General features: G+C 73.8%; 26 protein-coding genes and 1 pseudogene. 12 read left to right on the top strand and 15 right to left on the bottom strand.

Annotated elements, in window-relative coordinates; translation table 11 throughout:
- Positions 1–16 precede the first annotated feature (16 nt).
- Complete coding sequence (locus GBN72_RS06620) at positions 17–391, bottom strand: YybH family protein (RefSeq protein WP_151770628.1); 375 nt, start codon at positions 389–391, stop codon at positions 17–19.
- A gap of 118 nt (positions 392–509) precedes the next feature.
- Between GBN72_RS06620 and GBN72_RS06615 the strand changes: the two genes are divergently transcribed.
- On the top strand, positions 510–1,397 hold the full coding sequence (locus GBN72_RS06615; protein ID WP_151770627.1) for a LysR family transcriptional regulator: 888 nt from the start codon (positions 510–512) through the stop codon (positions 1,395–1,397).
- A 231-nt stretch (positions 1,398–1,628) separates the two neighbouring features.
- Here the strand turns inward: GBN72_RS06615 and GBN72_RS06610 are convergent, their stop codons facing one another.
- Positions 1,629–4,277, bottom strand: coding sequence for a tetratricopeptide repeat protein (locus GBN72_RS06610; RefSeq protein ID WP_151770626.1), 2,649 nt, complete (start codon positions 4,275–4,277; stop codon positions 1,629–1,631).
- Here GBN72_RS06610 and GBN72_RS36165 point away from each other — a divergent pair.
- Positions 4,276–4,476 (top strand): annotated as a pseudogene (locus tag GBN72_RS36165) (phosphotransferase-like protein); the annotation flags it as partial. The gene GBN72_RS06610 and the pseudogene GBN72_RS36165 sit on opposite strands and share 2 nt — an antisense overlap.
- A 121-nt stretch (positions 4,477–4,597) precedes the next feature.
- Complete coding sequence (locus tag GBN72_RS06600; protein WP_151770625.1) at positions 4,598–4,954, top strand: hypothetical protein; 357 nt, start codon at positions 4,598–4,600, stop codon at positions 4,952–4,954.
- A gap of 103 nt (positions 4,955–5,057) precedes the next feature.
- Here the strand turns inward: GBN72_RS06600 and GBN72_RS06595 are convergent, their stop codons facing one another.
- The 6 genes from GBN72_RS06595 to GBN72_RS06570 form a co-directional block, all read right to left on the bottom strand.
- The gene (locus tag GBN72_RS06595; protein ID WP_151770624.1) at positions 5,058–5,372 is read right to left on the bottom strand and encodes a hypothetical protein; all 315 of its coding nucleotides are present in this window, start codon (positions 5,370–5,372) and stop codon (positions 5,058–5,060) included.
- The gene (locus GBN72_RS06590; protein WP_151770623.1) at positions 5,369–6,217 is read right to left on the bottom strand and encodes a TIGR02452 family protein; all 849 of its coding nucleotides are present in this window, start codon (positions 6,215–6,217) and stop codon (positions 5,369–5,371) included. Before GBN72_RS06590 ends, GBN72_RS06595 begins: the two co-directional genes overlap by 4 nt.
- 259 nt (positions 6,218–6,476) lie before the next feature.
- Positions 6,477–7,814: an NADP-specific glutamate dehydrogenase gene (gene gdhA / locus GBN72_RS06585; RefSeq protein ID WP_151770622.1), complete on the bottom strand. Its 1,338-nt coding sequence runs from the start codon at positions 7,812–7,814 to the stop codon at positions 6,477–6,479.
- 311 nt (positions 7,815–8,125) lie between these two features.
- Positions 8,126–8,626: an anthrone oxygenase family protein gene (locus GBN72_RS06580; RefSeq protein ID WP_151770621.1), complete on the bottom strand. Its 501-nt coding sequence runs from the start codon at positions 8,624–8,626 to the stop codon at positions 8,126–8,128.
- Positions 8,627–8,719: 93 nt separating this feature from the next.
- A complete protein-coding gene (locus GBN72_RS06575; protein ID WP_151770620.1) occupies positions 8,720–9,634 on the bottom strand; it encodes a Vgb family protein in 915 nt (304 codons plus the stop codon).
- 122 nt (positions 9,635–9,756) lie between these two features.
- Positions 9,757–9,960 (bottom strand): DUF4287 domain-containing protein, encoded by a 204-nt coding sequence (locus GBN72_RS06570; protein ID WP_151770619.1) that lies wholly within the window; start codon positions 9,958–9,960, stop codon positions 9,757–9,759.
- A gap of 339 nt (positions 9,961–10,299) precedes the next feature.
- On the opposite strand from GBN72_RS06570, the gene GBN72_RS06565 reads away from it, so the two are divergent.
- The 7 genes from GBN72_RS06565 to egtD all read left to right on the top strand — a co-directional run bounded on the left by GBN72_RS06565 (position 10,300) and on the right by egtD (position 16,581).
- On the top strand, positions 10,300–10,560 hold the full coding sequence (locus GBN72_RS06565; protein WP_151770618.1) for a hypothetical protein: 261 nt from the start codon (positions 10,300–10,302) through the stop codon (positions 10,558–10,560).
- 190 nt (positions 10,561–10,750) lie between these two features.
- Positions 10,751–11,161 (top strand): VOC family protein, encoded by a 411-nt coding sequence (locus GBN72_RS06560; RefSeq protein ID WP_151770617.1) that lies wholly within the window; start codon positions 10,751–10,753, stop codon positions 11,159–11,161.
- Positions 11,162–11,298: 137 nt separating this feature from the next.
- Complete coding sequence (locus tag GBN72_RS06555) at positions 11,299–11,754, top strand: iron chaperone (protein ID WP_151770616.1); 456 nt, start codon at positions 11,299–11,301, stop codon at positions 11,752–11,754.
- A 364-nt stretch (positions 11,755–12,118) separates the two neighbouring features.
- The gene (gene egtA / locus GBN72_RS06550) at positions 12,119–13,411 is read left to right on the top strand and encodes an ergothioneine biosynthesis glutamate--cysteine ligase EgtA (RefSeq protein WP_151770615.1); all 1,293 of its coding nucleotides are present in this window, start codon (positions 12,119–12,121) and stop codon (positions 13,409–13,411) included.
- The gene (egtB, locus tag GBN72_RS06545) at positions 13,408–14,784 is read left to right on the top strand and encodes an ergothioneine biosynthesis protein EgtB (protein WP_151770614.1); all 1,377 of its coding nucleotides are present in this window, start codon (positions 13,408–13,410) and stop codon (positions 14,782–14,784) included. Before egtA ends, egtB begins: the two co-directional genes overlap by 4 nt.
- On the top strand, positions 14,784–15,605 hold the full coding sequence (gene egtC / locus GBN72_RS06540; RefSeq protein WP_151770613.1) for an ergothioneine biosynthesis protein EgtC: 822 nt from the start codon (positions 14,784–14,786) through the stop codon (positions 15,603–15,605). The genes egtB and egtC overlap by 1 nt, the downstream gene beginning before the upstream one ends.
- 13 nt (positions 15,606–15,618) lie before the next feature.
- Positions 15,619–16,581, top strand: coding sequence for an L-histidine N(alpha)-methyltransferase (egtD, locus tag GBN72_RS06535; protein WP_151770612.1), 963 nt, complete (start codon positions 15,619–15,621; stop codon positions 16,579–16,581).
- Between the two features lie 68 nt (positions 16,582–16,649).
- Here the strand turns inward: egtD and GBN72_RS06530 are convergent, their stop codons facing one another.
- Positions 16,650–17,912, bottom strand: coding sequence for an extracellular solute-binding protein (locus GBN72_RS06530; RefSeq protein WP_151770611.1), 1,263 nt, complete (start codon positions 17,910–17,912; stop codon positions 16,650–16,652).
- Between the two features lie 228 nt (positions 17,913–18,140).
- On the opposite strand from GBN72_RS06530, the gene GBN72_RS06525 reads away from it, so the two are divergent.
- The gene (locus tag GBN72_RS06525) at positions 18,141–18,356 is read left to right on the top strand and encodes a dodecin (RefSeq protein WP_151770610.1); all 216 of its coding nucleotides are present in this window, start codon (positions 18,141–18,143) and stop codon (positions 18,354–18,356) included.
- A 110-nt stretch (positions 18,357–18,466) separates the two neighbouring features.
- Here the strand turns inward: GBN72_RS06525 and GBN72_RS06520 are convergent, their stop codons facing one another.
- The 4 genes from GBN72_RS06520 to GBN72_RS06505 form a co-directional block, all read right to left on the bottom strand.
- Positions 18,467–18,958 carry a phosphatase domain-containing protein gene (locus GBN72_RS06520; RefSeq protein ID WP_151770609.1) on the bottom strand — a complete coding sequence of 164 codons (492 nt, stop codon included), beginning with the start codon at positions 18,956–18,958 and terminating at the stop codon, positions 18,467–18,469.
- Positions 18,959–19,101: 143 nt separating this feature from the next.
- The gene (locus GBN72_RS06515; RefSeq protein WP_151770608.1) at positions 19,102–19,851 is read right to left on the bottom strand and encodes a succinate dehydrogenase/fumarate reductase iron-sulfur subunit; all 750 of its coding nucleotides are present in this window, start codon (positions 19,849–19,851) and stop codon (positions 19,102–19,104) included.
- Complete coding sequence (locus GBN72_RS06510; protein ID WP_151770607.1) at positions 19,848–21,794, bottom strand: fumarate reductase/succinate dehydrogenase flavoprotein subunit; 1,947 nt, start codon at positions 21,792–21,794, stop codon at positions 19,848–19,850. Before GBN72_RS06510 ends, GBN72_RS06515 begins: the two co-directional genes overlap by 4 nt.
- Before the next feature lies 1 nt (position 21,795).
- On the bottom strand, positions 21,796–22,503 hold the full coding sequence (locus GBN72_RS06505) for a succinate dehydrogenase (protein WP_151770606.1): 708 nt from the start codon (positions 22,501–22,503) through the stop codon (positions 21,796–21,798).
- 92 nt (positions 22,504–22,595) lie between these two features.
- On the opposite strand from GBN72_RS06505, the gene GBN72_RS06500 reads away from it, so the two are divergent.
- Entirely contained in the window at positions 22,596–23,492 is an 897-nt protein-coding gene (locus tag GBN72_RS06500; protein ID WP_151770605.1) for a LysR family transcriptional regulator, read from the top strand.
- 68 nt (positions 23,493–23,560) lie between these two features.
- On the opposite strand, the gene GBN72_RS06495 is transcribed toward GBN72_RS06500, so the two are convergent.
- Both GBN72_RS06495 and GBN72_RS06490 read right to left on the bottom strand, forming a co-directional pair.
- Positions 23,561–23,836, bottom strand: coding sequence for a DUF1876 domain-containing protein (locus tag GBN72_RS06495; RefSeq protein ID WP_151770604.1), 276 nt, complete (start codon positions 23,834–23,836; stop codon positions 23,561–23,563).
- 80 nt (positions 23,837–23,916) lie between these two features.
- Positions 23,917–26,031 (bottom strand): putative bifunctional diguanylate cyclase/phosphodiesterase, encoded by a 2,115-nt coding sequence (locus tag GBN72_RS06490; RefSeq protein ID WP_151770603.1) that lies wholly within the window; start codon positions 26,029–26,031, stop codon positions 23,917–23,919.
- Positions 26,032–26,107: the final 76 nt, after the last annotated feature.

Genomic DNA, 26,107 nt, shown 5'->3' with positions numbered 1-26,107 from the left:
CCCGGACGCGGGATGCTCAGCTCTCCACCGGCACGAACTCCGGCCGGTCCAGCACCCGCAGCCAGCTGCCGTCGGGCTGGCGGCGCACGACCTGCGCACGGGCGCCGGCGCCGTCCTTCGGCGGGGTGGCGGTCAGGGCGACACCGTCGGCGATCAGCGTGGGCAGCGGCTCCTCCCGCTCGAACCTCGGGCGGGCGGTCAGCACCTTCTCCCAGAGGGCGCGGATGGCCTCCCGGCCGACGGTCGTGGAACCGGGAGGGTAGGCCATCACCGCGTCCTCCTCGTAGAGCGCGGCCACACCGGCGGCGTCGCCGGCGTTGGACCGCTCGACGAAGAGCCGGGTGATGTCCTCGGGCCGCATCGCCTTCTCGTAGCGGTCGTAGGTCGGCATGGGTGGCGCTCCTCCCGGTCCGGACGGAGACGGTTCTCCGTCGCTCCGGGTTCCAGCCTCTGCCCGGACCCACCAGAAGTCCAACAGATGGTTCTGATGGTCAGTAGAATCAGCAGTCATGGAACTGCGTCAGTTGGAGTACTTCGTCGCGGTCGCCGAGGAGCGGAACTTCACGCGCGCCGCCGAGCGGGTCCACATCAGCCAGTCGGGGGTGAGCGCCCAGATCCGGCAGCTCGAGCGGGAGCTCGGTGCCGAGCTCTTCGACCGGTCCTCGCGTGCCGCGGCCCTCACCGTCGCGGGCAAGGCGGTACTGGAGCACGCGCGGGCGGCCCTGGCCGCAGCCGAGGCAGTGCGGCGCGGCGTGGACGAGGTGACGGGGCTGCTGCGGGGACGGATCGCGGTCGGCATGGTGGTGGGCTGCACGGTGATGCCGCTGTTCGAGGCGCTCGCAGCCTTCCACGAAGCGCATCCGGGTGTGGAGCTCTCGCTGCTGGAGGACAACTCCGACCGGCTGCTGGAAGCGGTGCGCGGCGGCGCCCTCGACCTGGCGCTGGTCGGGGCGGCCGCCCTGCCGGAGGGGGTGAACTCGGTGGCCGTGGTGAGTGAGCCGCTGGTGGTCGCGGTGCCCGCCGGGCATCCGCTGGCGCGGCGGAAGCGGGTCGCTCTGCGGGAGGCCTGCGCGCACCCCCTGGTGTGCATGCCCCGGGGCACCGGGCTGCGCACGGTCCTCGACCAGGCCTGTGCCGCACGGGGGTTGCGGCCCTCCATCGCGCTGGAGGCCAGTGCCGCGGGCGCGGTGGCGGACCTGGCGGCCCGGGGTCTGGGGGTGGCCGTCCTCAGCGAGTCGATGGCCGCCGGGTACGCCGACCGGCTCACCGCGATCGCCCTGCGGGACGTCCCGTCCCCGGCGCTGCTCGCGCTGGTGTGGCGCGACGGCGGCCCCGTCGTGCCGGCGCTGCCTGCCCTGCTGCGGCGGATGCGGCAGGCGTTCGGCCTGGCCGGCTGAGCCGACGGCGCCGCCCCGCCCGATGCGGTGGGCGAGGCGGGCCGTCCGTCGGGGCCCGGCGGCCCCTACCGCGTGGAGGGCGCCGAACCGGAGCGCCGGACCATCACGGTGACCGCGGAGTGCCGGGGGGCGGGGTCCGGGCTGCCCGGTGCGGGGTGCAGGGTCCGGGGTGCGGCCAGGGGACGCGGTGGTCGGTGGACATCGTGGAAGCGCTCCTTGGCGGGCTGCGTTTCACGCCGGGGCAGGGGGCGCTCCAGGGGGCTCGGGCGCCGCCCCGGGCTCCCCGGGGCCGGAGGGCTCCGCCGGTGCCGTCGATGACGGGGGACCCTGAGGGCGGGCCGGGCGGGCCCGGGCCGCGTGGTCCGGAACCGTCCGCACGCCGCGTGCTGGGGGGCCGTCCGTCCCGCCCGCCGTGTCGTGGCGCCACTCGCCGTCCGGGTCCAGGACCGCCGCCCGGTCGAAGTCCTGCCGGGCGTCCGCGTGGCGGTCCGCCGCCGCCCGGGCGCGGCCCCGCCCGACGAGCGCCCACACATCGTCCGGGTCGACGTCCAGCGCGGCCGTGAAGTCGGCCTCCGCCGCCGCGTGGCGGGCGGCCGCCAGATGGGCGTTGCCGCGTTCCACGAGCGCCCAGCGGTAGCGGGGGACGAACGCGAGCGCGGCGGTGAGGTCGGCGACCGCCTCGTCCGGCCGGCCGGCCAGACGGTGCGTCTTGCCCCGCTCGGCCAGCGCCCAGGCGTAGTCGGGCCGGAGCCTCAGCGCCGCGGTGAGGTCCGCCAGGGCCTCGGGGTGGCGCCCGGCCTGACGGTGCGTCCGGCCCCGTGAGCCGAGCGCCCACGCGTACTGCGGATCGATCGCCAGCGCGGCGGTGAAGTCGGCGACGGCCTCGTCGAGCCGCCCGGCCTGCCGGTGCACCTGGCCGCGTGAGCCGAGCGCCCGGGCCTGGCGCGGGTCGAGGGCCAGCGCGTCGGTGAAGTCGGCGATCGCCTCTTCGAGCCGCCCGGCGCGGCGGTGCGCCTCGCCCCGCTGCGCGAATGCCCGCGCGTCGCAGGGGTCGAGGCGGATCGCGGCCGTCAGGTCGGCCACGGCCTCGTCGGGGCGGCCCGCCCGGAGGCGGGCGCGTCCCCGGTGGAACCGGGCCCCGGCGTCGTCCGGACCGAGGGCGACGGCGCGGTCGAACTCGGCCGCCGCCTCGTCCTCGCGTCCGGCCAGCTCCAGGTGGCCGCCGCGGACGAGGTGTGCCCGCGCCTGTGCCGCCGGAACAAGCGCGCGGTGGGTGAGCAGCACGCCCAGCACGGCGGCCACCGGGTCCTCCCCCGCCGCCGTCGCGTCGCGCAGGCGGCCGGCCCAGAGGCCCAGGGTCTCGTCGTGCGTGTCCAGCGCCGCCCGGGTGAAGGCGTCGCTCCACTCCCGCAGCGCCTCCGGGCCGTCCTCGCCGGCGTCCACGGCCTCCGCGAGGGCGTCCGCCAGCGCGCCACCGGGGTGGGCGCAGAGCCGGTGGTACATCTCGTCCAGCCGGTGACAGCGCCACCGGGCGTCCTGCCGGTGCCCGCCGTCGGGCAGGTTCCGTTCGATGTCGGCGCCCCAGGCGGCGTGCGCGTCGGCGAGCCGCAGATGGACCGCCGTCCAGCCCCTCGGGGACCGGGCACGCTCGCGCCGCACCATCCCGGCGCGCACGACGGCGTGGTACCGCTTGAAGTCGCCGCTGCCGCTCACGAACGGCTGTCCGCACAGCCATTCCCACAGCCCGCGCCCCTCTTCGGGCACCGCCGCGGCGAAGACGTCCGCGTTGAGCCGGGGCGCCAGCGCGCAGGTGAGGACCACCTCCCGGCGCAGCGGATCGGCGATCCACCGCACGAACCGTTCGACGGCGGTGTCCACGGAGTCCCCGTCCGCGTCGACGGCGGCAGCGCTCTCCGGCCGGGCCAGGGCGAGGATGTCGGCCAGCAGCGGCAGCCCCATGGACAGCCGCGCCACCGCCTCGACGGTTCCCGGTTCGGTGACGCCTCGCCGGGCGAGCAGTTCGCGGGTCTCCTGCTCGGTGAACGCCTCCAGGGGCACGTCCCGCCCCTGGGCCGCCATGAGGCCGCCCCAGTCCCGTGTCAGGTCGTCGCGGCCCGCGAGGACGATCATGACGTTGACGGGCAGGGGTCCGAACCCGTCGCACAGCATCGCCCGCAGCCACGCGTCGAGGTGGCGGCCGGTCTGCTCCCAGGTGTCCAGGAACAGCACCACCCACGGGTGCTCCGCGCAGAGTTCGTCCAGCGTGGCGACGAACTCCCGGCTGACGGTGTCGCGTTCCGCGCCTCGCCCGCGAGCCCTGCGGTTGCGCACCCGGTCGAAGGCGTGGTCCATGCCCTCGGCCACCGCGTCCGGGTCGACCATCGTGGCGATGGCTCCGCCGCCCGGCAGCAGGGCGGTGGTGCCTCCGACCACGGCACGGGAGATCGCGCGGCTGGCCATCGAAGGGCCGTCGTCGGCCGCCCCGTCGAGCTCGGTCGGCCGCGCGGCCGCCTCCTGCTCCCGGCGGCACTGCTCGACCGCCCGGTCGAACGCCTTCAACGGCCGTGTCTGCGCCGCGAGTTGACGGGACAGCGCGACCATCGCCGACAGGACGCCGTGCACGTCGTTCTCGTCCACCACGGCGGTGACGGCTCCCGCCTGCCGGGCCGCCTCCCTCCACTGCCGCAGCAGTGTCGACTTGCCGACACCGCCCACGCCGCGCACGTGGAAGAGGTACGCCGCCGGATCCGTCGGCGACAGGGGGTCCTTCGCGAGGTTGCGGGCGAACATCGCCACCTGCTCGCGTCGGCCCACGAACCGGTCCAGCGCGCGCGTGGCGATCAACTCCCCGCGCGACGGTCGCCGTTGCGGTCTCGGCATGTGTCTTCCTCCCTCGTTCGGCCGCTGGGTACGACGCCCGCCGGCCGTCACCGGTTGCCCCGTTCCCTGCCCCGCGGTGGTCGCCCCCGGTGATCGTCCCGAACGGCGGTCGGGCGCGGGGAAGTCGGGCGTCGTCCGGTGCCTGCGGGACGTGCTGCCGGACCCGTGGCCGGTCTTCGGCTGCGACTCGTTCGTCGACGCGCCGCCCGCGAGGTCGCGCCCGGCGGACGGTGGGATCGTACGGGGGCCGGACGGAGGGACGACGCCCCGGACGGCCCACCCGGGCGTGACCGATGGCGGCCGTGATCGTTCCACCCGGCATGCGATCACTTACTCATGTACGCCGTTCCGGAATCGCCCTGCTCTGCGGGCTGGCCCTCACCACGGGCCTGTCGTCCACCGCGTCCGCCGCGTCCGTCACCGCCCCGGCCGCCGTTGCCGCCGCGAAGGGCGAGTTCCACTGGATCGGCGCGAAGGGCAGGCCCTACTTCGTGGAGAACCCGCCCGGTGGCCAGTGCCTCGCCATGGCCGAGAAGGGCCGCGCCGCGAACAACCGCACGTCCGCCAGGGCGACCGTCTACGCGGGCAAGAAGTGCAAGGGCGCGTCCAAGCGCCTGGCTCCCGGGCAGCGGGCGCCCAAGGGCTTCACCTTCGCCAGCGTGCGCTTCGGCAACTGATCCTCAGCGCTGACCGGACCCACGGGCGGTGGACCGGGCCCACGGCCGGCCCTGACACGTCGGCCGGCCTGGAGAGGTCCCGGCCGGCCCTCCCCCGGGCCCGTCAGCCGAGACCGCGGTGGGCCGCCCAGAGCGCTCCGGCGCGGGTGGCGGCCGCCGCGATCAGCTCGGCGAGTCCGGGGCGGTCGCCCGGCACGGGGAACGAGACGTACGTGCCGCGGCCACCCTCCGTCGGCCGGCCGTAGGCCTTCGCGGCGAGTGTGCCGTCCGGGAGGAGGCGGATGTTCAGCGTGGACAGGGTGAACTCCTGGCCGCGCCGGGTGTCCGTCCAGCGCAGCTCCTCGGGGACGGTCACGTTGATCGCCAGGGCGCTGACGTCGAGGGCGTCGATGCGTGCGCGGTACCGGTCGTCGCTCATGCGGTCACCCTTCCCCGCCCGGTGAGGCCTTGGAGGACTTCCTCGAAGGCGGTGCGGGTGGCGGCGTCCCGGGTGCGGTCGAGCACTCCGAACACGACGTGGGCGAACCGCCCCTCGAACCGTGCGCCGGGTGCGAGCAGGACGCGGAAGGCGTCGGCGACCTGGGCCGGGTCGTTCATGAAGACGCCGCAGCCCCAGGCCCCGAGCACCAGCCGCCGGTAGCCGTGGGCGGCCGCCGTCTCCAGCACCCGCTCGGCCCGCGAGGCGAGCGCCCCGGGGATCTCACCGACCCGGTCGGGGGCGGTGCGGGCGATCACTCCGGCATTGGGCGCGGCGGCCGTGAGGAACCCGGCCCGGTACGGCTCGTCGAGCAGCCGGCCGCGGTCGTCGCGGAAGACGGGGACGGCCGGGGAGTGGATCACCCGGTCCGAGTAGAACGGACTGCGGTCGGCACGGTGGTGCCGGTAGTACTCGGGAGCCCGCAGCAGGCACGTGTAGAGGGCCGAGCCGCGGCACAGCGCCTCCTCCTGGGCCTGCGCCCCGTTGAGGTAACCGCCCCCGGGGTTGCGGGCCGAGGCGAAGTTCAGCACGGCGACCGGGTCGTCCCCGCTCCGGGCGAGGCGGTGCGCGGCCTCCAGACTGCTCTCGGCGGTGACCTCGACCTGGGTCCTGACCGCCGCCGCGGCCGGTACGGGCACCGGCCCGGGACCGGCGGTCCGGGTCCCCTCACGGGCGGCACGCACGGCTTCCGCGATGTCGACCGTGCGGCCGTCTCCGGCACGGTACGACCCCGCCGCCACGATCTCCTCGTTCGCGCGGGCGATCCCCCGCAACCGGGCACTCATCGGATGTGCCGTCCCTCCTTCCGGGCGGAACGGTTTCCGCCCCCGAGAACCGCACAGTAGCCGCGGCCGGCCCCGGCCTCCCACCGCTTTTCCCGGTGGTCCGCCGGTCACGGGCCGCCGTCCGCCGCAGCGGGCCGGGGCGGACGTCCAGCCGGAACGCGGTCACCGGCCCGCACGCCGGAAGGCCCGGCGTCCGCGCTCCCCGTGCGGGGATGCGGGCGCCGGGCCTTCCGGCGGTCCCGGCCGGGCGGCCGGTGGGTCAGATGAGACCCTGCGCGAGCATCGCGTCGGCGACCAGCTCGAAGCCGGCGATGTTGGCGCCGACCACGTAGTTGCCGGGGCTGCCGTAGCGCTCGGCGGTGGTGTAGCAGGAGTCGTGGATGTGGCGCATGATCTCCGCCAGCCGCTCCTCGGTGTGGGCGAAGGTCCAGGAGTCGCGCGAGGCGTTCTGCTGCATCTCCAGCGCGCTGGTGGCCACGCCGCCGGCGTTGGCCGCCTTGCCGGGGCCGAAGGCGACGCCGGCCTCCTGGAAGACGCGGACCGCCTCGGGCGTGGTGGGCATGTTGGCGCCCTCGGCGACCGCCTTCACACCGTTGCGGACCAGGGCGACGGCGTCGGCCTCGTGCAGCTCGTTCTGGGTGGCGCAGGGCAGGGCGACGTCCACCGGGACGCTCCACAGGCCGGCGCCCGGGACGTAGGTGGCGCTGTCGCCACGGGCCTCGGCGTACTCGGAGACGCGGCCGCGGCGGACCTCCTTGATCTCCTTGAGGAGGTCGAGGTCGATGCCCTTCTCGTCGACGACGTAGCCGCCGGAGTCGGAACAGGTGACCACGGTCGCGCCGAGCTGGTGCGCCTTCTCGATCGCGTAGATCGCGACGTTGCCGGAACCGGAGACGGCGACGCGCTGCCCGGCGAGGGAACCACCTCGGCTGCGGAGCATCTCCTGGGTGAACAGCACGCAGCCGTAGCCGGTCGCCTCGGTCCGCGCCTGGGCGCCGCCCCAGCCCAGGCCCTTGCCGGTGAGGACACCGGACTCGTAGCGGTTGGTGATGCGCTTGTACTGGCCGAACAGGTAGCCGATCTCGCGGCCGCCGACACCGATGTCACCGGCGGGTACGTCGGTGTACTCACCGAGGTGGCGGTGGAGCTCGGTCATGAAGGACTGGCAGAACCGCATGATCTCGGCGTCGGAGCGGCCCTTCGGGTCGAAGTCCGAGCCGCCCTTGCCGCCGCCGATGGGCATGCCGGTGAGGGCGTTCTTGAAGATCTGCTCGAAGCCGAGGAACTTCACGATGCCGAGGTTCACCGACGGGTGGAAGCGCAGGCCGCCCTTGTACGGGCCGAGCACGCTGCTGAACTCGACGCGGAAACCGCGGTTCACATGGATGTCGCCGGCGTCGTCGGACCACGGCACGCGGAAGATGAGCTGCCGCTCGGGCTCGGCCATCCGCTCGATGATGCGGGCCTCGACCAGCTCGGGCCGCCGCTCGAGCACCGGGCCGAGAGTGTCCAGAACCTCGCGCACAGCCTGGTGGAACTCGTTCTCGCCCTGATTGCGACGGAGAATTTCCGCGTACAGCGACTCGATGACGCGCATGTGCAGCCCGTGACCTTCCGTGGTCGGAATGATGTCGTGCGCCCCGTCCCGGGGGCGCCAGAGGTTCCCCTCGCCCTTGAGGACGCCGCCGGGACACCTCCCGAGAGCCGGGGATGCCGCACTCACGCGACGCGCAGAACCGTTATTGCAACTCCATTCTCCCAGTCCTCACCCATGACCCGTTGGCCGTATCCACATGGCGGACATCACCCACCGCTCAGCGGTCACTGTGGGTGACGTGAGTCACGCTCACCGTCGTTTTCGGCTCCACTCCAGGTCACCACGGGTGGTTTCGCTCCGCCATCGGGCGCTCACCCCGCTACGCCGTGTGCCACCAGGGCGCAGCAGTGCGCGGCCAGGGCCGCCGCGCACAGGAGCGTGCGCGCGTGGTTGGCGCGTACCCAGGGGCGCTCGAACGCCTCCCGCGCGAGGGCGGGTTCGGTGGACTCCTGCGCCTGTCCCGCTGCCTCCAGGGCGTTGTTGAGCGGGATGTTGACACGGGCGGTGAGGATTACCGCGGCCAGGTAGAGCGCGGTCGACACGGCGATCGCGGCGAGGGCGGCTCGGGACGCGGGCTGCACGGCGAAGAGGACCAGCGCCAGCGCGTCGAGCACGATCGTTCCGACGTATCCGAGCAGGAACCACCCGTTGAGGATGGCGGCGTTGATCCGGCGCATCACCGTCACCAGTGTCCGGTCGTCGGCGCGCGCCAGCCCCGGCATCACGGCGATGGAGAAGCCGTAGAACAGGCCGGCGACCAGGCCGGTGGTGACGGTCGCGGCGATCAGTACGAGCGTGCTGACGGTTTCCATGCTTCGTTCCCCCTGGTCCTGCGGATCGTTTCCCCGGGATGTCTGCCCGGTGCCCACCTCGGCGGCGGGCGGCGGGCGACGGGCGACCCGGGCCTACGGCCGCAGCCGTGCCAGCGCCCCGGTCTCCAATGCCGCCCAGACCACGCCGTCCGGCCCCACGCTGATGCCGTGCGGCTCGGCGGAGGGCGTGGGCAGGTCGTACTCGCGGATCTCGCCGTCCGCGGTGACGCGGCCGATGCGGTTGCCCGCCCACTCGGTGAACCAGCACTCCCCCGCCGGGGTGGCGGCCACCGCGTGCGGGCGGCAGGCGGGGTCGGGCAGCGTGAACTCCTCGATCTCCCCGTCGGGGGTGATGCGGCCGATGCGCCCCGCCCCGATCTCGGCGAACCACAGTGCCGTCCCGTCACCCGTGATCCCCACCGGTGCCGCACCGGGCGTGGGCAGCGGGTGGAGGGCGACGGTTCCGTCGACGGTGATCCGGCCGATGGCGTCGGCCTGGTTGAGGGTGAACCACAGGGCCCCGTCGGGACCGGCCGCGATGGCGCCGGGGAATCCGCCCCGGACGGGGATCGGGAACTCGGTGATCACGCCGTCGGTGGTGATCCGGCCGATGCGGTCCGAGTTCATCAAGGTGCACCACAGCGCGCCGTCGGGACCGGCCGCGATGCCGTAGGGCGCGCCGGCCGGGGTGGGCACGGGGAAGGAACTCGTCGTGCCGTCGACCGTGACGCGCCCGATCCGGTGGTCCCGGTTGCGGGTGAACCACAGGGCGCCGTCCGGTCCCGGAGTGATGGCCATGGGCGCGCACTGGGCGTCCAGCGGGTACTCCGTGACCTCGCCGTCGGGGCCGAGGCGGCCGACGCGGCTGCTGTGCACCAATGTGAACCACAGGGCGCCGTCGGGGCCGTGGGTGACGCCGTAGGGACCCGCGTCCCGGGCCGCGACGACGAACTCCCGGACATCCGGGGCGCCCGGCCCGGCCGCGGTGGAGGGATCGGACGGATGCACGGCGGCTCCCGGCTCAGGAGGGATCGGACGGGACGGTACGGGCGCACCTTGCCTTCCGCCCCGGCCCGCCCGCAACCGTTTTCCCCTCCGGGCGGCCACCTCGAGCGTCCGGCGCCCCGGTGTCACCCCTCGGCGAGGGTGTGCGCCACCAGGGCGTTGGCGTGGCCGTGTCCGAGGCCGTGCTCGTCCTTCAGCCAGGCGACCAGCTCCATGTGCCGGGTCAGCGGCGACGCGCGGATCAGGTCCTTCCACTCCGTTATCGGGCGGCCGTACTTCTTCTCGATGGAGGGGAAGTAGCTGGCGGGGCCCTTCACGGGTGCGGTCATCGGGTGCCTCCTGTCGTCGGGTGCCTGCTTCCTCAGGCGTTCACCGGTCAAGACCGCGGGCGCCGGGAAAACTCATCGGTCGTCAGCTGACGGATGTACAGGGGGGCGAACCCGTCGCCCCGGTGCGGGGTGAGCCTGGTCACAGCCGGGCCGCCCGGCCCGGGCGGTCGCATCGGCTCGATCCCGCCCCCATAAGATCGGCTACGGCCTAGGCTGGTCCCACCCCCCAGGACGGCGCCCTGCGTGAGGTGCGCGGGACGTCAGGCCGAGCCGGTGAACCGACTCGGCCACCACCACATGCCCGGCTCCCGGCCCCAGGCCGTCCACGAAAGCAGACCCGTGTTCCAGGAAACGCCCATCTACAACCGCCTGGTCGCCGAGCGCGGCGACATCCCCGTCCAGGTACGGGGTGAGGCCGAACGCATACATCGCAGTCTGACGCCCCTGCTCGGACCGCCGCCGCCGCCGAGCGTGCCCGCCCCCGCGTGGCAGCCTCATGGCGGCATCCCGGCACAGGGCGGGATCCCCACGCAGGGCGGCATCCCCGCGCAGGGCGGCGGGCGGCCCCACGGCGCGCCGTCCTTCCCCGAGCTGCCCTGACTTCCCCGAGCTGCCCTGACCGCTCGCACCGCGCACCGGCGGCCGCCGGGGAATGAGCGGGGCGCTCCCACCGCCCCGCTCGCGGCGTCGGCCCCGCGGCGACGACGGCCCGACGCAGGAGCGGGCCGTCGCCCGGAGCATGATCGGCGAAGTGCGGGCGGCGCCGTCGGCACCGTTCTACGGTGACGGCATGGACCTCACGATCAACACCACATCCCTCCCCCACGACGACCCGGAGGCCTCCCTGGCCTTCTACCGCGACCTGCTCGGCTTCGAGGTCCGCGGGGACGTCGGGGAGGGAAGGATGCGCTGGATCACCGTCGGCCCGGCCGGCGGGCCGGGCCCGTCCATCCTGCTCGCCCCGCCCGGCGCCGACCCGGGGGTCACCGACTCCGAACGCCGCACCATCGCCGAGATGATGGCGAAAGGCACCTTCGGCTGGATCCTGCTGGCCACGCACCAGCTGGACGCGACGTTCGACAAGCTGCGCGCCGGCGGCGCCGAGGTGGTGCAGGAGCCGACGGAGCAGCCCTACGGCATCCGGGACTGCGCCTTCCGCGACCCCGCGGGCAACCTGATCCGCATTCAGCAGATCCGCTGAAACCGCGGCCTGCGGGACCGGTCAGTTTTCGAGAAGCGGCGCCCGCTCCCGCGGAACTAGCGTGTGGGGCACAGGCAGGACGCCGGCCCGGTTCGCCGGACGGCTCCGGTGAGGCAGTGCGAGAGGGGAAGTCCGCGATGGGCAGCAAGCAGACGGCAGGCACGCTCGACGAGGCGCAGGAGGGGTTCACCGCGCAGGAGCGCGCCGCGATGAAGGACCGCGCCAAGGAGGTGCGCAAGAGCTCGCGCCGCGGACCCAAGGCCGACCCGGAGGCCGAGGTCCTGGAGAAGATCGCGGAGATGGCCGAGGGCGACCGCCTCCTCGCCGCACGGGTCCACGAGATCGTCAGGACCGCGGCGCCGCAGCTCACGCCCCGCCTCTGGTACGGGATGCCGGCGTACTCCAAGGACGGCAAGGTCCTCTGTTTCTTCAAGTGCGCGGGGAAGTTCAACACGCGGTACTCCGAGTTCGGCTTCAGCGACGTGGCCTCGCTCGACGAGGGTTCCTTCTGGCCGAGCGCCTACGCCCTGACCGAGATCACCGACGACGTCGCCGAGCGGCTGGCCGAGCTGGTGCGCAAGGCCGCGGGCTGACACCGTCCGCCGCGGAGGGCCGGGCCGCACCGGGGACGCCCCGGGGCCCGGCCCTCCGGCCTTCTCCCTGCCGTCCGTCGCCCTCCTCTCGGCCCCCACTCCGCCCGCCTCTGTGTCCGCCTCCCTGCCCGCCTCCGTGAGCCTCTGTGTCCGCCTCCCTGCCCGCCTCCGTGAGCCTCCGTGTCCGCCTCCCTGCCCGCCTCCGTGAGCCTCCGTGCCGCGCTTCTTGCTGTTACGGGTGTGTGGGCCGCAAACGCCCGGTCTCGCCCCCCTGGCTCCCGAGGTGCGCCCTTGTGTCCTCCCGTGTCAGGGTCTTGGGTGGGACCCAGCGGCGTCCGCTCTCGCAGGAGGGAGAACCCCGGTTATGCCCGAGGCGACAGGCACGGCGGCGGCGCGGTCCGGAGAGGTGCTGTCGGAGGCCGGCGCGGAGACGCTGGTCCACGGCTCCTGTTTCAGGACCGGTCCGCCCCGTCTGCTCGGTGTGGAGCTGGAGTGGCTGGTCCACGACCTGGACGATCCCCGCGCCACCGTCACCCCCGACCGGCTGGAGGCGGCGCACGCCTCGCTGCCCGGGCTGCCGGTGGACGCGCTGCTCACCGCGGAACCGGGCGGCCAGATCGAGCTGAGCTCCCGGCCCGCCTCCTCGCTGACCGCGTGCGTGGAGACGATGCGCGCCGACCTGGCGGTGGTCCGCTCGGCGCTGCGCCCGCACGGCCTGACCCTGGCGGGCATCGGCCTGGACCCCTGGCAGTCGCCCCGGCGGTTCCTGCGCGAGGCCCGGTACGACGCCATGGAACGCAGCCTGGACCGGGCGGGACCGGCGGGGCGGATCATGATGTGCACCTCGTCCTCCGTCCAGGTCAACCTGGACGCCGGGTACGAGGAGCCGGGCCCCCTGGGGCATGTGCGGCGCTGGCAGCTCTCCCACCTGCTGGGCGCGGTGCTGCTGGCCGCCTTCGCCCACTCCCCCGCCGCGGAGGGGCGCCCCACCGGCTGGCGTTCCACCCGGCAGTTGCGCTGGGCGGAGATCGGCGCGGAGCGGGCGGGCGCTCCCCCGCTGGAGGCGGAGCCCCGGGCGGCCTGGACGCGGCGGGCGCTGGACGCTCCGCTGATGTGCCGTCGGCGCACCGTCGGCCCGTGGGAGGTACCCGAGGGGACGACCTTCCGGGACTGGCTGCGCCGGGGCGCGGCGGGCGGGTCGGGGCCGCGGCGGGAGGATCTGGAGTACCACCTGACCACCTTGTTCCCGCCGGTGCGCCCCCGGGGGTTCCTCGAACTGCGGATGCTCGACTCCCAGCCCGGCGAGGACGGCTGGATCGTGCCGCTGGCGGTCACGGCGGCGCTCTTCGACGACCTGGCGGCGACGGAGACCGCCTACCGTGCGGTCAAGCCGCTCGCCGAGCGGTGCCGTCCGCTGCCCGCACCCCACAATCCGCTGTGGACGGGCGCCGCCCGGCACGCTCTGGCCGACCCTGAACTGCGGGAGGCCGCCGCCGTCTGTTTCGCGGCCGCGCTGGAGGCCCTGCCCCGGCTGGGCGCCGGCACCGCGGTGGTGGACGCGGTCGGGGAGTTCACGGACCGGTACGTGTCCCGGGGCCGGTGCCCCGCCGACGACCTCCTCGACCGTCTGCGGCAGGGAGAGGAGCACGCGTCATGACGGACCGGAACGGCCGGGGGCCCGCGGACTCCCCCGAGACGCTCAGGGAGCGCGCCCTGGCCTCGCTGTCCACGGCCCGGGAGCGCACCGCGCTGCTGACCTCCTGCCTGGACGACCACGAACTCACCGCCCAGCACTCGCCGTTGATGTCGCCGCTGGTGTGGGACCTGGCGCACGTCGGCAACCAGGAGGAGCTGTGGCTGCTGCGCGAGGTGGGCGGCCACGAGGCGCTGAGACCGGAGATCGACGGCCTGTACGACGCCTTCGAGCACCCCCGCGCGGAGCGGCCCTCGCTGCCGCTGCTGCCGCCCGGCGAGGCCCGTCGCTACGCGGCCGAGGTCCGGGGCCGTGTCCTGGACCTGCTGGAAGGGGCCGCCTTCGCGGACTCCCCGTTCACCGCGGACGGTTTCGTCTTCGGCATGGTCGCGCAGCACGAGCAGCAGCACGACGAGACGATGCTGATCACCCACCAGCTCCGCCGCGGCCCGGCCGTGCTGACCGCTCCCGACCCGGAGCCCGCCCCCGCCCACGGAGGGCCGGCCGAGGTGCTGGTGCCCGGTGGGCCGTTCGTGATGGGCACCTCCGACGAGCCGTGGGCACTGGACAACGAGCGTCCGGCGCACCCGGTGGACGTGGCGCCGTTCTTCCTGGACACCGCCCCGGTCACCAATGCCGCGTTCCTGGCCTTCATGGAGGACGGCGGCTATCACGAGCCCCGCTGGTGGCGTCCGGAGGGCTTCGCCCATCTGCGGGCCCGGGGGGTGAAGGCCCCGTCGTACTGGCGGCGTGAGGGCGGGCAGTGGCTGCGGCGGCGCTTCGGGGCCGTCGAGCCCGTCCCGCCCGACGAACCGGTGCTGCACGTGAGCTGGTACGAGGCGGACGCGTACGCCCGGTGGGCGGGGCGGCGGCTGCCGACCGAGGCGGAATGGGAGAAGGCGGCCCGCCACGACCCGGCGACCGGCCGCTCCCGGCGTTACCCGTGGGGAGACGAGGAGCCCGCGCGGGAGCACGCCAACCTGGGACAGCGGCACCTGCGGCCGGCGCCGGCGGGCAGCTTCCCCGCGGGGCGTTCGCCGCTGGGCGTGGGCCAGCTGATCGGTGACGTGTGGGAGTGGACGTCGAGCGACTTCCTGCCCTACCCGGGTTTCGCCGCCTTCCCCTACCGGGAGTACTCCGAGGTGTTCTTCGGCACGGAGTACAAGGTGCTGCGCGGCGGCTCGTTCGCCGTGGACCCGGTGGCCTGCCGGGGGACCTTCCGCAACTGGGACCTTCCGGTGCGCCGGCAGATCTTCTCCGGCTTCCGCACGGCGCGGTCGGCGCTGCCGGAGCGGGTGGGGCCGGCGGACGGCGTGCCGGACGGAGGCGCGGCCTGATGTGCCGCCACCTGGCGTTCCTGGGCCCCGACTCGCCCCTGCGTGACCTGCTGGTGGCGCCCCCGCACAGCCTGTTCCGGCAGTCCTGGGCGCCCCGGCGGCAGCGGTACGGGACGGTGAACGCCGACGGTTTCGGGGTGGGCTGGTACGCGCCCGGCGACCCGGTGCCGGCCCGCTACCGCAGGGCCGGGCCGGTGTGGGCCGATCCGTCCTTCGCCGACCTGGCGCGGGTGGTGCGCTCGGACGCCGTGCTGGCGGCCGTGCGTGACGCCACCGAGGCGGGAGCCGACGGGGAGGCCGCCGCCGCGCCCTTCGCCGCCGGGCGGTGGCTGTTCAGCCACAACGGCGCGGTCACCGGATGGCCCGCCTCGATGGCCCCGTCTGCCGCCGCTCTGCCGTCCGCGCGGCTGCTGGAACTGGAGGCGCGCACCGACTCCGCGCTGCTGTGGGCGCTGGTGCTGCACCGCCTGCGGGCCGGCCAGGAGGCCGGGCAGGCGCTGGCCGGGGCGGTGCGGGAGGCGGCGGAGGCCGCGCCCGGCTCGCGGCTCAACCTGCTGCTCACCGACGGCGAGGTGGTCACCGCGACGGCGTGGGGGGACACGCTGTGGTACCTGGCCGAGCCGGGCCGGCGCACGGTGGTGGCGTCGGAGCCGTACGACGACGATCCCTTCTGGCGGGAGGTCCCGGACCGGACGCTGCTCGCGGCGACCCGCACCGATGTGCTGCTGACCCCGCTGGACGGCCCGCCGGACGGCCGGGACGACGGCCGCGGGCCGCCCGCGGCCGTGGCCCGGGGGGACGTCCGGAGCCCGCACCGCTGAAGGAGCAACGCCCGTGAGCCCGTTCCGCATCACCCGCACCCTGCCCGAGGACGCCGCCCGGGCGGCGCTGAGCGCCGACGTCCTGGCCGGACTGGGGAGCCGGCCGCGCTCGCTGCCGCCGAGGTGGTTCTACGACGCGCGGGGCAGTGAGCTGTTCGACCGGATCACCAGGCTGCCCGAGTACTACCCCACGCGCGCGGAGCGGGAGATCCTCACCGACCGCTCCGGCGAGATCGCCCGGGTGAGCGGCGCGCGGACGCTGGTCGAGCTCGGCTCGGGGTCCTCGGAGAAGACCCGGCACCTGCTGGAGGCCATGCCGGAGCTCGGTCTGTACGTGCCGGTGGACGTGAGCGAGAGCGCGCTCACCGGGGCGGGCCGGGAGCTGTCCGAGCGGCGGCCGGAGCTGGAGGTGCACGCCGTGGTGGCGGACTTCACCGGCCGGCTGGAGCTGCCCGAGGGGCCGGGGCCCCGGCTGGTGGCCTTCCTGGGCGGGACGATCGGCAACCTGGAACCCGTGGAGCGGGCGCGGTTCCTGTCGTCGGTGCGGGAGCTGATGTCGCCGGGGGACTCGCTGCTCCTGGGCACCGACCTGGTGAAGGACGAACGGGTGCTGATCCGGGCGTACGACGACGCGCAGGGTGTGACGGCGGAGTTCAACCGGAACGTGCTGCGGGTGGTGAACCGGGAACTGTCGGCCGACTTCCGGCCGGAGCTCTTCGACCATGTCGCGGTCTGGAACCCCGGGCCGGAGTGGGTGGAGATGCGGCTGCGGGCGCGCGGGGCGCAGACGGTGAAGGTTCCCGGCGTGGACCTGGTCGTCGACTTCGCCGACGGGGAGGAGCTGCGGACGGAGATCTCGGCGAAGTTCCGCCCCGAGGGCGTCCGCTCGGAGCTGGCCGCGGTGGGGATGGAGGTCGTGCACCGGTGGACGGACCGTGCCGGGCTCTTCGCCCTCTCGCTGGGCGTGGTGCGCTGACGGATCCGTGCCGGGGCCCCTTCTCCGGGGCCCGGCACGGCCCCCGGCGCACAGGTGCCGCGCGGACCTCAGCCGTAGACCGGGTCCAGCGCCTCGGTGATGGCGAGCGACGCCTTCTCCGCCTCGCGGCGCGGGTCACCGCCGTTCAGAACGGCCGTCATGTAGCGCTTGATGGGGTTGTCCGCCTCCACCTCGGCCCACTCGGGCGTGGAAGGGGTGGCACGGCCGTGCGCCGCGCCCTTGGCCATGGCGGCGACGCCCTCGTTGCCGGCGACGGCCCCGGCCAGCTTCTCCTTGTTGGGCACGTAGTTCATCGTGCGGGCCAGGTCGGTGGCCCACTTCTCGCTCACCAGGGCGCCGATCACGTCGATGGCCCCGTCCGGCTGGTCGGTGTTGCGGGGGACGATCAGGTCGGAGCCTCCGGTGAAGACCGAGCCAGGCTTCTCGGCGGTCTTGCCCGGGACGGGGAAGTAGCCGATGTCGCCCTCGAGTTCGGGGTTCTCGGCGAGGATCGACCGCACCACGCCCGGCACGGCGATGATCTGGGCGGCCTTGCCCTCGGCGAACACCCCGGCCTGCGGGGGGTGTTCCTCGTCGGCGTCCACCGGGCCGTCGCCCAGGGCCTGGAGCTGCCGGTAGAACTCCATTCCGCGCAGGGCGTCCTCCGAGTCCAGGGCGCCCTTCCATCCCTCGGAGCGCCGGACCGCCAGGTCGCCGCCCTCGTCCCAGACGAACCCGGCGAGCGTGTACCAGTCCTGGCCGGCCAGGTAGATGCCCTGGGATCCCGCGCCGTCGAGCCGCCGGGTGGCGTCCAGCCACTCCTCACGGGTCCTGGGCGGTTCGGTGATCCCGGCGCGGGCGAACAGGTCCTTGCGGTAGACCACCACCCGGTTGGCGGCGTACCAGGGGATGCCGTACTGGTGGTTGCGGTCCCGGCCGGGGTCGGTGAGGCCGGGCAGGCAGTCGTCGATGCCCCAGTCGCGCACCGCCTCCAGGGTGAGGTCGAGAAGCCGTCCCTCCACGTACTGCGGCACCTGGGTGTTGCCGACCTCGATCACGTCCGGGCCGTCCGGGGCGTCCTCGGGCTTCATGGCCTCCTGCACCTTGGGGCCGATGCCGGTCCACTCCTGGATCTGGATGTCCAGCCGGATGTCCGGGTGGCTCGCCTCGAAGTCGGTGGTGAAGCGCTTCAGGAAGTCGTCGGAGGCGGTGCCCTTCATCAGCCACACGGTGACCGTGCTCCGGTCCGATCCGCCCGGGAGCAGCCCGCAGGCAGCGGTGGTCATCAGGGCGGCCGAGGCGCCCATGAGTGCGAGAAGACGACGTCTCACGGTGGTCCTGTTCTGTGTAGTGCAGAAAGACCCGTGGGGGGACGAGCGCAGGCGGCTCGGGTGGGTGCCTGGATTTTGGTATGGACCAATAGCGCCGTCAAGGCCCGGCCACCACCCGGACGCGGCCACGGGCAGCGGCGACGCCTCGCGAACCGTCCCGGCATGGGGCACGGTGGAGGGGTGTCGGGCGTCCTCGTCCCCGCGACGCCCCGGAGAGGAGACGTCTTCATGTCGGACAACGTCTACCGGGTCACCGAGATCGTCGGCAGCTCCCACGAGGGGGTCGACCAGGCGATCCGCAACGCCGTGTCCCGCGCCTCGAAGACGGTGCGCAACCTCGACTGGTTCGAGGTCACCCAGGTGCGCGGGCACATCGAGGACGGGGAGATCGCGCACTACCAGGTGGGGCTGAAGGTGGGCTTCCGCATCGAGGAGCCGGAGTAGTCGGAGCAGCCGCAGTGGTTGATCAGCCGCAGTGGCTGGATCAGCCGGAGCGCCGGCGGCGGGCCGGGCGGGCGGCGCCGCTCACCGCGCCGCCCCGTCGCCCCTTCGGCTCAGGTCCGGCCCTCGCGCTCCTGGGCCTCGCGCAGGCCCTCGGAGGCCTCGGCGGCCCAGCGGGCCCGCACGACGGGGAAACCCGCGCGCCGCGCGTCGTCGCAGACCAGTTCGTCGTCGTCGACCAGCATGCGGATCTCCCGGGTGGCGGCGAGCCGGCGGAGGATCTCCAGCTTGGTGCGGCGGGCCGGGCGGCGGTCGTGGTTCCGCCGCATCCACACCCGGCCTTCGGGCAGGCCCTGGGCGGCGAGCCAGTCGAGGGTGTCCTGCCGGCACCGCTCGGGGCGTCCGGTCAGGTAGACGACCTCGCACTCCCGCGCGGCCTCCAGGACCAGGGCGATGCCCTTCTCCAGCGGCGGGTCCTGCGGGGCGGCGTCGAAGAAGGCGTCCCAGTCCCTGGGCCGGTTCTCCAGGAAGCGCTGGCGGTGCGCGGTGTCCGCGAGCGTGTTGTCCAGGTCGAACACGGCGAGCGGGCGTCGGGTCTCCGTCACGCCCACCAGCCTAGGGGACGCCCGGGAAGCCGGCTGGGGGTCGGGTCGTGTGCGGCGGGAGCCGTCCCGTGGCTTGGCGGGACCGGAATGAGCACCACGCCGGTCCCGCCCGTCCGCACCTCGTCGGCGAACGTCTCGGGCGGCTACCGCCGCGCCCCCTTGGCCGTGGCGCGGAGCCACTCGCGGTTCATGTCGGTGATGGAGGACAACGGGATGCCCTTCGGGCAGGCCGTGGCGCACTCCCCCGCCAGGGTGCAGCCGCCGAACCCCTCGGCGTCCATCTGCCCGACCATGTCGAGCACCCGGGTCTCCCGCTCCGGGGCCCCCTGCGGGAGGACGTTGAGGTGGTTGACCTTCGCGGAGGTGAACAGCATCGCGGCGCCGTTGGGGCAGGCAGCCACGCACGCGCCGCAGCCGATGCACTCGGCGTGCTCGAAGGCGTGGTCGGCGTCCGGCTTCGGCACGGGCGTGGCGTGCGCCTCGGGGGCGGCTCCGGTCGGCGCGGTGATGTAGCCGCCCGCCTGGATGATCCGGTCGAAGGCGGACCGGTCGACCACCAGGTCCTTGATCACCGGGAAGGCGGCGGCCCGCCACGGCTCGACGTCGATGACGTCGCCGTCGCGGAAGGACCGCATGTGGAGCTGGCAGGTGGTGGTCCGCTCCGGTCCGTGGGCGTCGCCGTCGATGACCAGGGAGCAGGCGCCGCAGATGCCCTCACGGCAGTCGTGGTCGAAGGCGACGGGTTCCTCGCCCTCCAGGATGAGCTTCTCGTTGAGGGTGTCGAGCATCTCCAGGAAGGACATGTCGGGGGAGATGCCGTCCACCTGGTACGTGGACATGGCGCCTTCGTCGGCGGCGTCGCGCTGCCGCCAGACGCGCAGGGTGAGCCTCATGCGTAGCTCCGCTGGGTGGGGTGGACGTACTCGAAGACCAGGTCTTCCTTGTGCAGAGTGGGCGCGGTGCCGGTGCCGGTGAACTCCCAGGCGGCGGCGTAGGAGAACTCGTCGTCCTTGCGCGCGGCCTCGCCCTCGGGGGTCCGGGACTCCTCGCGGAAGTGACCGCCGCAGGACTCGGTGCGGTGCAGCGCGTCCAGGCACATCAGCTCGGCGAGTTCCAGGTAGTCGACGATCCGGTTCGCCTTCTCCAGGGACTGGTTGAACTGCTCGCCGGTGCCGGGCACCTTGATCCGCCGCCAGAACTCCTCGCGGATCTGCGGGATCCGCTCGAGCGCCTTGAGCAGGCCGCCCTCGTCGCGTGCCATGCCGCAGAACTCCCACATCAGTTCACCGAGTTCGCGGTGGAAGGAGTCCGGGGTGCGGTCGCCGTCGACGGCCAGCAGCCGCTCCAGCCGTTCCCGGGTGGCGGCCACCGCCTCGCGGGCGGCGGGGTGTTCGGCGGTGACGTCGTCCTTGTGGGGGTTGCGGGCGAGGTAGTCGTTGATGGTGGCCGGCAGCACGAAGTAGCCGTCGGCCAGGCCCTGCATCAGGGCGGAGGCGCCGAGCCGGTTGGCGCCGTGGTCGGAGAAGTTGGCCTCGCCGACGGCGAACAGGCCGGGGACGGTGGTCTGCAGGTCGTAGTCGACCCACAGCCCGCCCATCGTGTAGTGCACGGCGGGGTAGATCCGCATCGGGACCTCGTACGGGTTCTCCGCGGTGATCCGCTCGTACATCTCGAAGAGGTTGCCGTACTTCTCCTCGACCTTCTCGCGTCCCATCCGCCGGATGGCGTCGGCGAAGTCGAGGTAGACGCCCTGGCCGCCGGGACCCACTCCCCTGCCCTCGTCGCACACGTTCTTGGCGGCGCGGGAGGCGATGTCGCGGGGGACCAGGTTGCCGAAGGAGGGGTAGATCCGCTCCAGGTAGTAGTCGCGCTCCTCCTCGGGGATCTCGTTCGGGGGCCGTTCGTCGCCCCGGGCCCTGGGCACCCAGATGCGGCCGTCGTTGCGCAGCGACTCGCTCATCAGGGTGAGCTTGGACTGGTGGTCGCCGGTGCGCGGGATGCAGGTGGGGTGGATCTGGGTGAAACAGGGGTTGGCGAAGTACGCGCCGCGCCGGTGCGCCCGCCAGACGGCGGTGGCGTTGGAGTTCATGGCGTTGGTCGACAGGTAGAAGACGTTGCCGTAGCCGCCGGTGGCCAGCACGACCGCGTCGGCGAAGTAGGTGTCGATCCGGCCGGTGACCAGGTCGCGGGCGACGATGCCCCGGGCGCGGCCGCCGGCCACGATCAGGTCGAGCATCTCGGTGCGCGGGTGCAGCTCGATGTTGCCGGCCGCGACCTGCCGGGAGAGCGCCTGGTAGGCGCCGAGCAGGAGCTGCTGGCCGGTCTGACCGCGGGCGTAGAAGGTGCGGGAGACCTGGACGCCGCCGAAGGAGCGGTTGTCGAGCAGGCCGCCGTACTCGCGGGCGAACGGCACGCCCTGCGCGACGCACTGGTCGATGATCTCGACGGAGATCTGGGCGAGGCGGTGGACGTTGGACTCGCGGGCGCGGAAGTCCCCGCCCTTGACCGTGTCGTAGAAGAGCCGGTGGACCGAGTCGCCGTCGTTGCGGTAGTTCTTCGCCGCGTTGATGCCGCCCTGGGCGGCCACCGAGTGGGCCCGGCGCGGGGAGTCCTGGAAGCAGAACTGGACGACCCGGTACCCCTGTTCGGCGAGGGTGGCGCCGGCCGAGCCGCCTGCCAGGCCGGTGCCGACGACGATCACGGTGTGCTTGCGCCGGTTGGCCGGGTTGACCAGCTTGGCCTCGAAGCGGCGCCGGTCCCAGCGCTCGTGGACGGGGCCGGAGGGCGCCTTGGTGTCGGCGACGGGCTCGCCCGTCGTGTAGCGGGTGTAGGACATGTCAGCTCACCACTCCGGTCATGACGCCCACGGGGACGGCGACGAAGCCGGCCGTGAGCAGCAGTGCGAGAAGGTTGGCGGCGGTCTTCAGGACCCGGTCGCGGGTGCGGCCGCCGGCGCCCAGGGTCTGGGCGGCGCTCCAGAAGCCGTGCCGGATGTGCAGGCCGAGCGCCAGCATGGCGACGATGTAGATCACGTTGCCGTACCAGGTGGAGAAGGAGTCCACCACGTTCTGGTAGGGGCGCCCCTCCTGGAAGCCGCCGGCGTGGACGTGGCCGGTGGTGAGGTCCAGGATGTGCCAGACGATGAACAGGCCGAGGATCACGCCGCCCCAGCGCATGGTCCGGGTGGCGTAGTCGCTGCCCCGCTTCTTGCGGACGTACCTGGCGGGACGCGCCCTGCCGCCGCGCCGGCTGAGCTGGTAGGCGGCCGTGGCGTGGGCGAGGACCGCGGCCACCAGCACGACCCGGATGACCCAGAGGGTCCACGAGTAGTGCATGAACGGCTCGCCGACGGTGCGGATCCAGTGGCCGTAGGCGTTGAACTCTCCCGGGCCGAAGAAGACCTTGAGGTTGCCGATCATGTGGGCGACCAGGTACAGCAGCATGATCAGACCGCTGACGGCCATCACGGCCTTCTTGCCGACGGTCGAGTCCCATACCGCGCGTGTCCTGGACGGCCGTCGGTCCGTCCCCGTTGCCAGAGCCATGCAGTGAAGGTACGACCGCCTGGGCCGATCGGTCCAAGACATGATGCGCCTCGATCCGATAGGCACCGCCTATGCATGTCTATCATCGTGGGATGCACCCGCAGCAACTGCGTTATTTCGTGGCGGTCGCCGAGACCCGCCACTTCACCCGCGCGGCGGAGCTCGTCCATGTCGCACAGCCCTCGCTCTCCCAGCAGATCAAGGCGCTGGAGCGGGAGTTGGGGGCGGACCTGTTCCTCCGGGCGCGCGGGAACATCACCCTGACGGACGCCGGCGAGACACTGCTGCCGCTGGCGCGGCGGATCCTGGCGGACACCGAGACGGCCCGCCAGGAGGTCCAGGAGGTGGCCCAGCTGCGGCGCGGGCGGGTGCGGCTGGGGGCGACGCCGAGCCTGTGCACCGGTCTGCTGCCGGACGTGCTCCGGTCCTTCCACGACCGCTATCCGGGGATCCAGCTGCTGGTGGAGGAGGGCGGCTCGCACGATCTGGTACGGGAGCTGGCGCGCGGCGCGCTGGACCTCGCGCTGGTGGTGCTGCCGCTGCGGACGCCGTCGCCCGCGCTGACCACGGTAGAGCTGCTGCGGGAGGAGCTGGTGGTGGTCTCCTCGCCGGAGTCGCCGCCGCCGGGGCACGGCCGGGGCAGGGCGCGGCGGGTGCGGATCGCCGATCTCGAGGGGGAACGGCTGGTGATGTTCCGCCACGGGTACGACCTGCGCGAGCTGACCGTGGAGGCGTGCCGGGCGGAGGGGTTCGATCCGGACTTCGCCGTCGAGGGCGGCGAGATGGACGCCGTGCTGGGGTTCGTCCGCGCGGGTCTGGGGGTGGCGGTGGTACCGCGGATGGTGGCCGGGCGTACGGGGCTGCGGGTGACGCCGCTGGCGGCGCCGGTGCTGTCGCGGACCGTCGCGCTGGCGCACCGCAGTGACGTCGCTCCGCCGCGGGCGGCGCGGGAGCTGCAGCGGCTGCTGCTGGAGGAACGCGGACGGTGACCGGCGCGGGTGCGGGGCGGCCGGGTGGCCGCCCCGCGGGGCCGGACCTCCGTGACCGCGTGGCGCGGTCAGACGGAGATCGGGTGGGACGGGCGGCCCGCCGCCGCGTCGATCTCCCCGTGGGCCTTGTCCAGCAACTGCAGGGCGATGTCGTTCAGCGCCCTCGCCCCGGCGACCTCCTCGCCGACCCTCGGCTGGTTGGCGTCGGAGTCGTGACGGCTGGCGTGCCCGTGGCCGCGGACCTCACTGCCGTCGGGTAGCCGCACCATGGCGGCGGCCCGGGTGCGGGTGTCGTCCTCCTTGAATTCCAGTTCGACGTGCCATCCCACTGCGGTGTGCAGCATGGTGTCTCACCTCCTGGATGTCCTCCTTCCAGGGTGCGCCCGATACGCGCGTCACGCAGCGGGCGCCGTCCTCACCCCGGTCAGCAGGCGTCGGCAAGGACGAGGTCGTGGAGGCTCTCGGGCGGGCCCGGACGCGCGTAGTACCAGCCCTGCGCGGTGTCGCAGCCGAGCTGGCGCAGCCGTTCGGCCTGGGCGGCCGTCTCCACGCCTTCGACGGTGACCGAGAGCCCGAGCGTCCTCGCCAGCCGCACGACCCCCTCGACGATCTTGACGTCCACCGGGTCGGCCGGCGACGTGCGGATGCCGCGGGTGAAGGAACGGTCCAGCTTGAGCACGCTCACCGGCAGTCTCCGCAGGCCGGCCAGGTTGGAGTAGCCGGTGCCGAAGTCGTCCAGGGCTATGTCCACGCCCATGTCGCACAGGGTCCGCAGCGGACGCAGGACCTCGTCCTCCGCGCCGACCAGAGCCGACTCGGTGATCTCCAGGCAGAGCGCCTCGGGCGGCAGTCCGGCGTCCTGGAGGATCCGCTCGGTGTCCCGGACCAGCCCGGGGTCGGCCAGCTGGCACGGCGAGAGGTTGACATTGACGCGCAGGGCGCCGTTCCACTCGCGGGCCTGCCGGACGGCCTGCTCCAGCACCCACCGGCCCAGCGGCACGATCAGCCCGGTCCGCTCGGCGAGCGGGATGAACCGGTCCGGGCCGACCACGCCCTGCTGCGGGTGCAGCCACCGCACCAGGGCCTCCGCGCCGCCGACGCTGCCGTCCTGGAGACGTACCAGGGGCTGGTACTCGATGAAGAACTCGCCGTTTTCCAGGGCGGCCGGCAGCGCGGTGGTGAGGCGGTGCCGGTGGATGGCGCGGGCGTCGGCCTCGGGGTCGGCGAACTCGAACCGGTTGCCGCCCGCCGACTTGGCCCGGTACATGGTGATGTCGGCGCTGCGCAGCACCTCGGCCGCGCCCCGCTCACCGGCCGGGCCCTCGACGATGCCGATGGAGCCGCGCACGGTCAGCTCCCGGCCGTCGATGCACACCGGCGTGGACAGCGCGTTCATGATCCGCTCGGCGAGGTCGTCCACGCCCCTGCGGGTGTCGGTCCCGGTGGTCAGGGCGACGAACTCGTCACCGCCGAGCCGGGCCACCATCTCGCCCGGTGCGGTGGCGCACGCCTGGAGGCGGTCGGCGACCTCGACCAGCAGCCGGTCGCCGGCCTGGTGGCCGAGGCTGTCGTTGACCGTCTTGAAGCCGTCGAGGTCGAGGTAGCACAGGCCGAAACGCTGCCCCTCCCCCGCGGCCACGGCCTTCTCCAGCCGCTCGAAGAACAGGACCCGGTTGGGCAGCCCGGTGAGGGCGTCGTGGGTGGCCTCGTAGCGCAGCCGGAGGTTGAGCAGCCGCCGCTCGGTGGTGTCCTCCATCAGCGCGAGCTGGTACTGGGGCCGGCCGTCGGCGTCGCGGAGCAGGGAGACGGTGAGGTTGGTCCACAGCACGGTGCCGTCGGGGCGGGTGAAGGCCTTCTCGACGCGGTAGTGCTCGCGGACGCCACCGACCAGTTCGTCGTGCAGCCGCCAGGTCTGGGCGCCGTCCTCCGGGTGCGTCAGTTCGGTGAAGCGGCGTCCCAGCAGGGCCTTGTCGCTGCCCCCGAACATCCGGGTCATGGCCCCGTTGACCTGGAGGATCGTCGAGTCGGGTCCGGCGATCCAGATGCCGGTGGCGGCGCCCTCGAAGACCGCGCGGAACCGGGCCTCGCTCTCGTGCAGCGCCTGGGTGGCCAGGTTCTGCGCGCCCAGCGCCGCGCGGGCCACCGCCCGCTGCTCGGTGGTGGTGCGGTCGCGCAGGGCCTCGGCGAAGCCGGTCGCCAGCGCGGCGCCCACCCGCACGGCGCGGGCCCGCAGCACGGCGGGGTCGGCGCCCTCGTGGCCCAGGCAGCACGCCGCGTGGGAGTCCAGGCACTCCAGGGTCCGGCCCACCGTCTCCGGGTCGGCGCTGTCGGCGGCGACCAGTGCCGCTCCGGCCGCCCGCCCGGCGACCGCGTCGGGGATGCGGGCGCGCAGCGCCTCCCGCAGTCCCCGGGCGGCCGGCAGAAGCCGGGGCCGCAGCTCACGCACGGCCTCGGGCGGGGCCCCCGGCAGCAGGGCCCGGCTCCAGGCGGTGGTGAACCGGTCGAGTCCGTCCTTCGGCGTGTCCGGGCTCCCCGTCATGCCGGCCGGCCTCCGCCGATGCTCCGCGACGCACGGGCGGGACAGTTCATCTGGGACTCCGGGGAGTAGACGGCCG

Source organism: Streptomyces abyssomicinicus (genome assembly GCF_008974245.1).
Lineage (GTDB): Bacteria > Actinomycetota > Actinomycetes > Streptomycetales > Streptomycetaceae > Streptomyces > Streptomyces abyssomicinicus.
Note: the sequence above shows the minus strand (reverse complement) of the source record. Positions and strands in the feature narration are given on the sequence as shown.

Coding starts and splice junctions, on each gene's coding strand:
- GBN72_RS06590 (WP_151770623.1), bottom strand. CDS start 6,217: ATGAGTGCCCGGTTGCGGGGGATCGCCCGCGCGAACGAGGAGATCGTG.
- egtA (WP_151770615.1), top strand. CDS start 12,119: ATGCCCGAGGCGACAGGCACGGCGGCGGCGCGGTCCGGAGAGGTGCTG.
- GBN72_RS06555 (WP_151770616.1), top strand. CDS start 11,299: ATGGGCAGCAAGCAGACGGCAGGCACGCTCGACGAGGCGCAGGAGGGG.
- GBN72_RS06560 (WP_151770617.1), top strand. CDS start 10,751: ATGGACCTCACGATCAACACCACATCCCTCCCCCACGACGACCCGGAG.
- GBN72_RS06495 (WP_151770604.1), bottom strand. CDS start 23,836: ATGCTGCACACCGCAGTGGGATGGCACGTCGAACTGGAATTCAAGGAG.
- GBN72_RS06490 (WP_151770603.1), bottom strand. CDS start 26,031: ATGACGGGGAGCCCGGACACGCCGAAGGACGGACTCGACCGGTTCACC.
- GBN72_RS06525 (WP_151770610.1), top strand. CDS start 18,141: ATGTCGGACAACGTCTACCGGGTCACCGAGATCGTCGGCAGCTCCCAC.
- GBN72_RS06500 (WP_151770605.1), top strand. CDS start 22,596: ATGCACCCGCAGCAACTGCGTTATTTCGTGGCGGTCGCCGAGACCCGC.
- GBN72_RS06615 (WP_151770627.1), top strand. CDS start 510: ATGGAACTGCGTCAGTTGGAGTACTTCGTCGCGGTCGCCGAGGAGCGG.
- GBN72_RS06515 (WP_151770608.1), bottom strand. CDS start 19,851: ATGAGGCTCACCCTGCGCGTCTGGCGGCAGCGCGACGCCGCCGACGAA.
- egtB (WP_151770614.1), top strand. CDS start 13,408: ATGACGGACCGGAACGGCCGGGGGCCCGCGGACTCCCCCGAGACGCTC.
- GBN72_RS06600 (WP_151770625.1), top strand. CDS start 4,598: ATGCGATCACTTACTCATGTACGCCGTTCCGGAATCGCCCTGCTCTGC.
- GBN72_RS06570 (WP_151770619.1), bottom strand. CDS start 9,960: ATGACCGCACCCGTGAAGGGCCCCGCCAGCTACTTCCCCTCCATCGAG.
- gdhA (WP_151770622.1), bottom strand. CDS start 7,814: ATGCGCGTCATCGAGTCGCTGTACGCGGAAATTCTCCGTCGCAATCAG.
- GBN72_RS06510 (WP_151770607.1), bottom strand. CDS start 21,794: ATGTCCTACACCCGCTACACGACGGGCGAGCCCGTCGCCGACACCAAG.
- GBN72_RS06580 (WP_151770621.1), bottom strand. CDS start 8,626: ATGGAAACCGTCAGCACGCTCGTACTGATCGCCGCGACCGTCACCACC.
- GBN72_RS06505 (WP_151770606.1), bottom strand. CDS start 22,503: ATGGCTCTGGCAACGGGGACGGACCGACGGCCGTCCAGGACACGCGCG.
- GBN72_RS06620 (WP_151770628.1), bottom strand. CDS start 391: ATGCCGACCTACGACCGCTACGAGAAGGCGATGCGGCCCGAGGACATC.
- GBN72_RS06610 (WP_151770626.1), bottom strand. CDS start 4,277: ATGCCGAGACCGCAACGGCGACCGTCGCGCGGGGAGTTGATCGCCACG.
- egtC (WP_151770613.1), top strand. CDS start 14,784: ATGTGCCGCCACCTGGCGTTCCTGGGCCCCGACTCGCCCCTGCGTGAC.
- GBN72_RS06595 (WP_151770624.1), bottom strand. CDS start 5,372: ATGAGCGACGACCGGTACCGCGCACGCATCGACGCCCTCGACGTCAGC.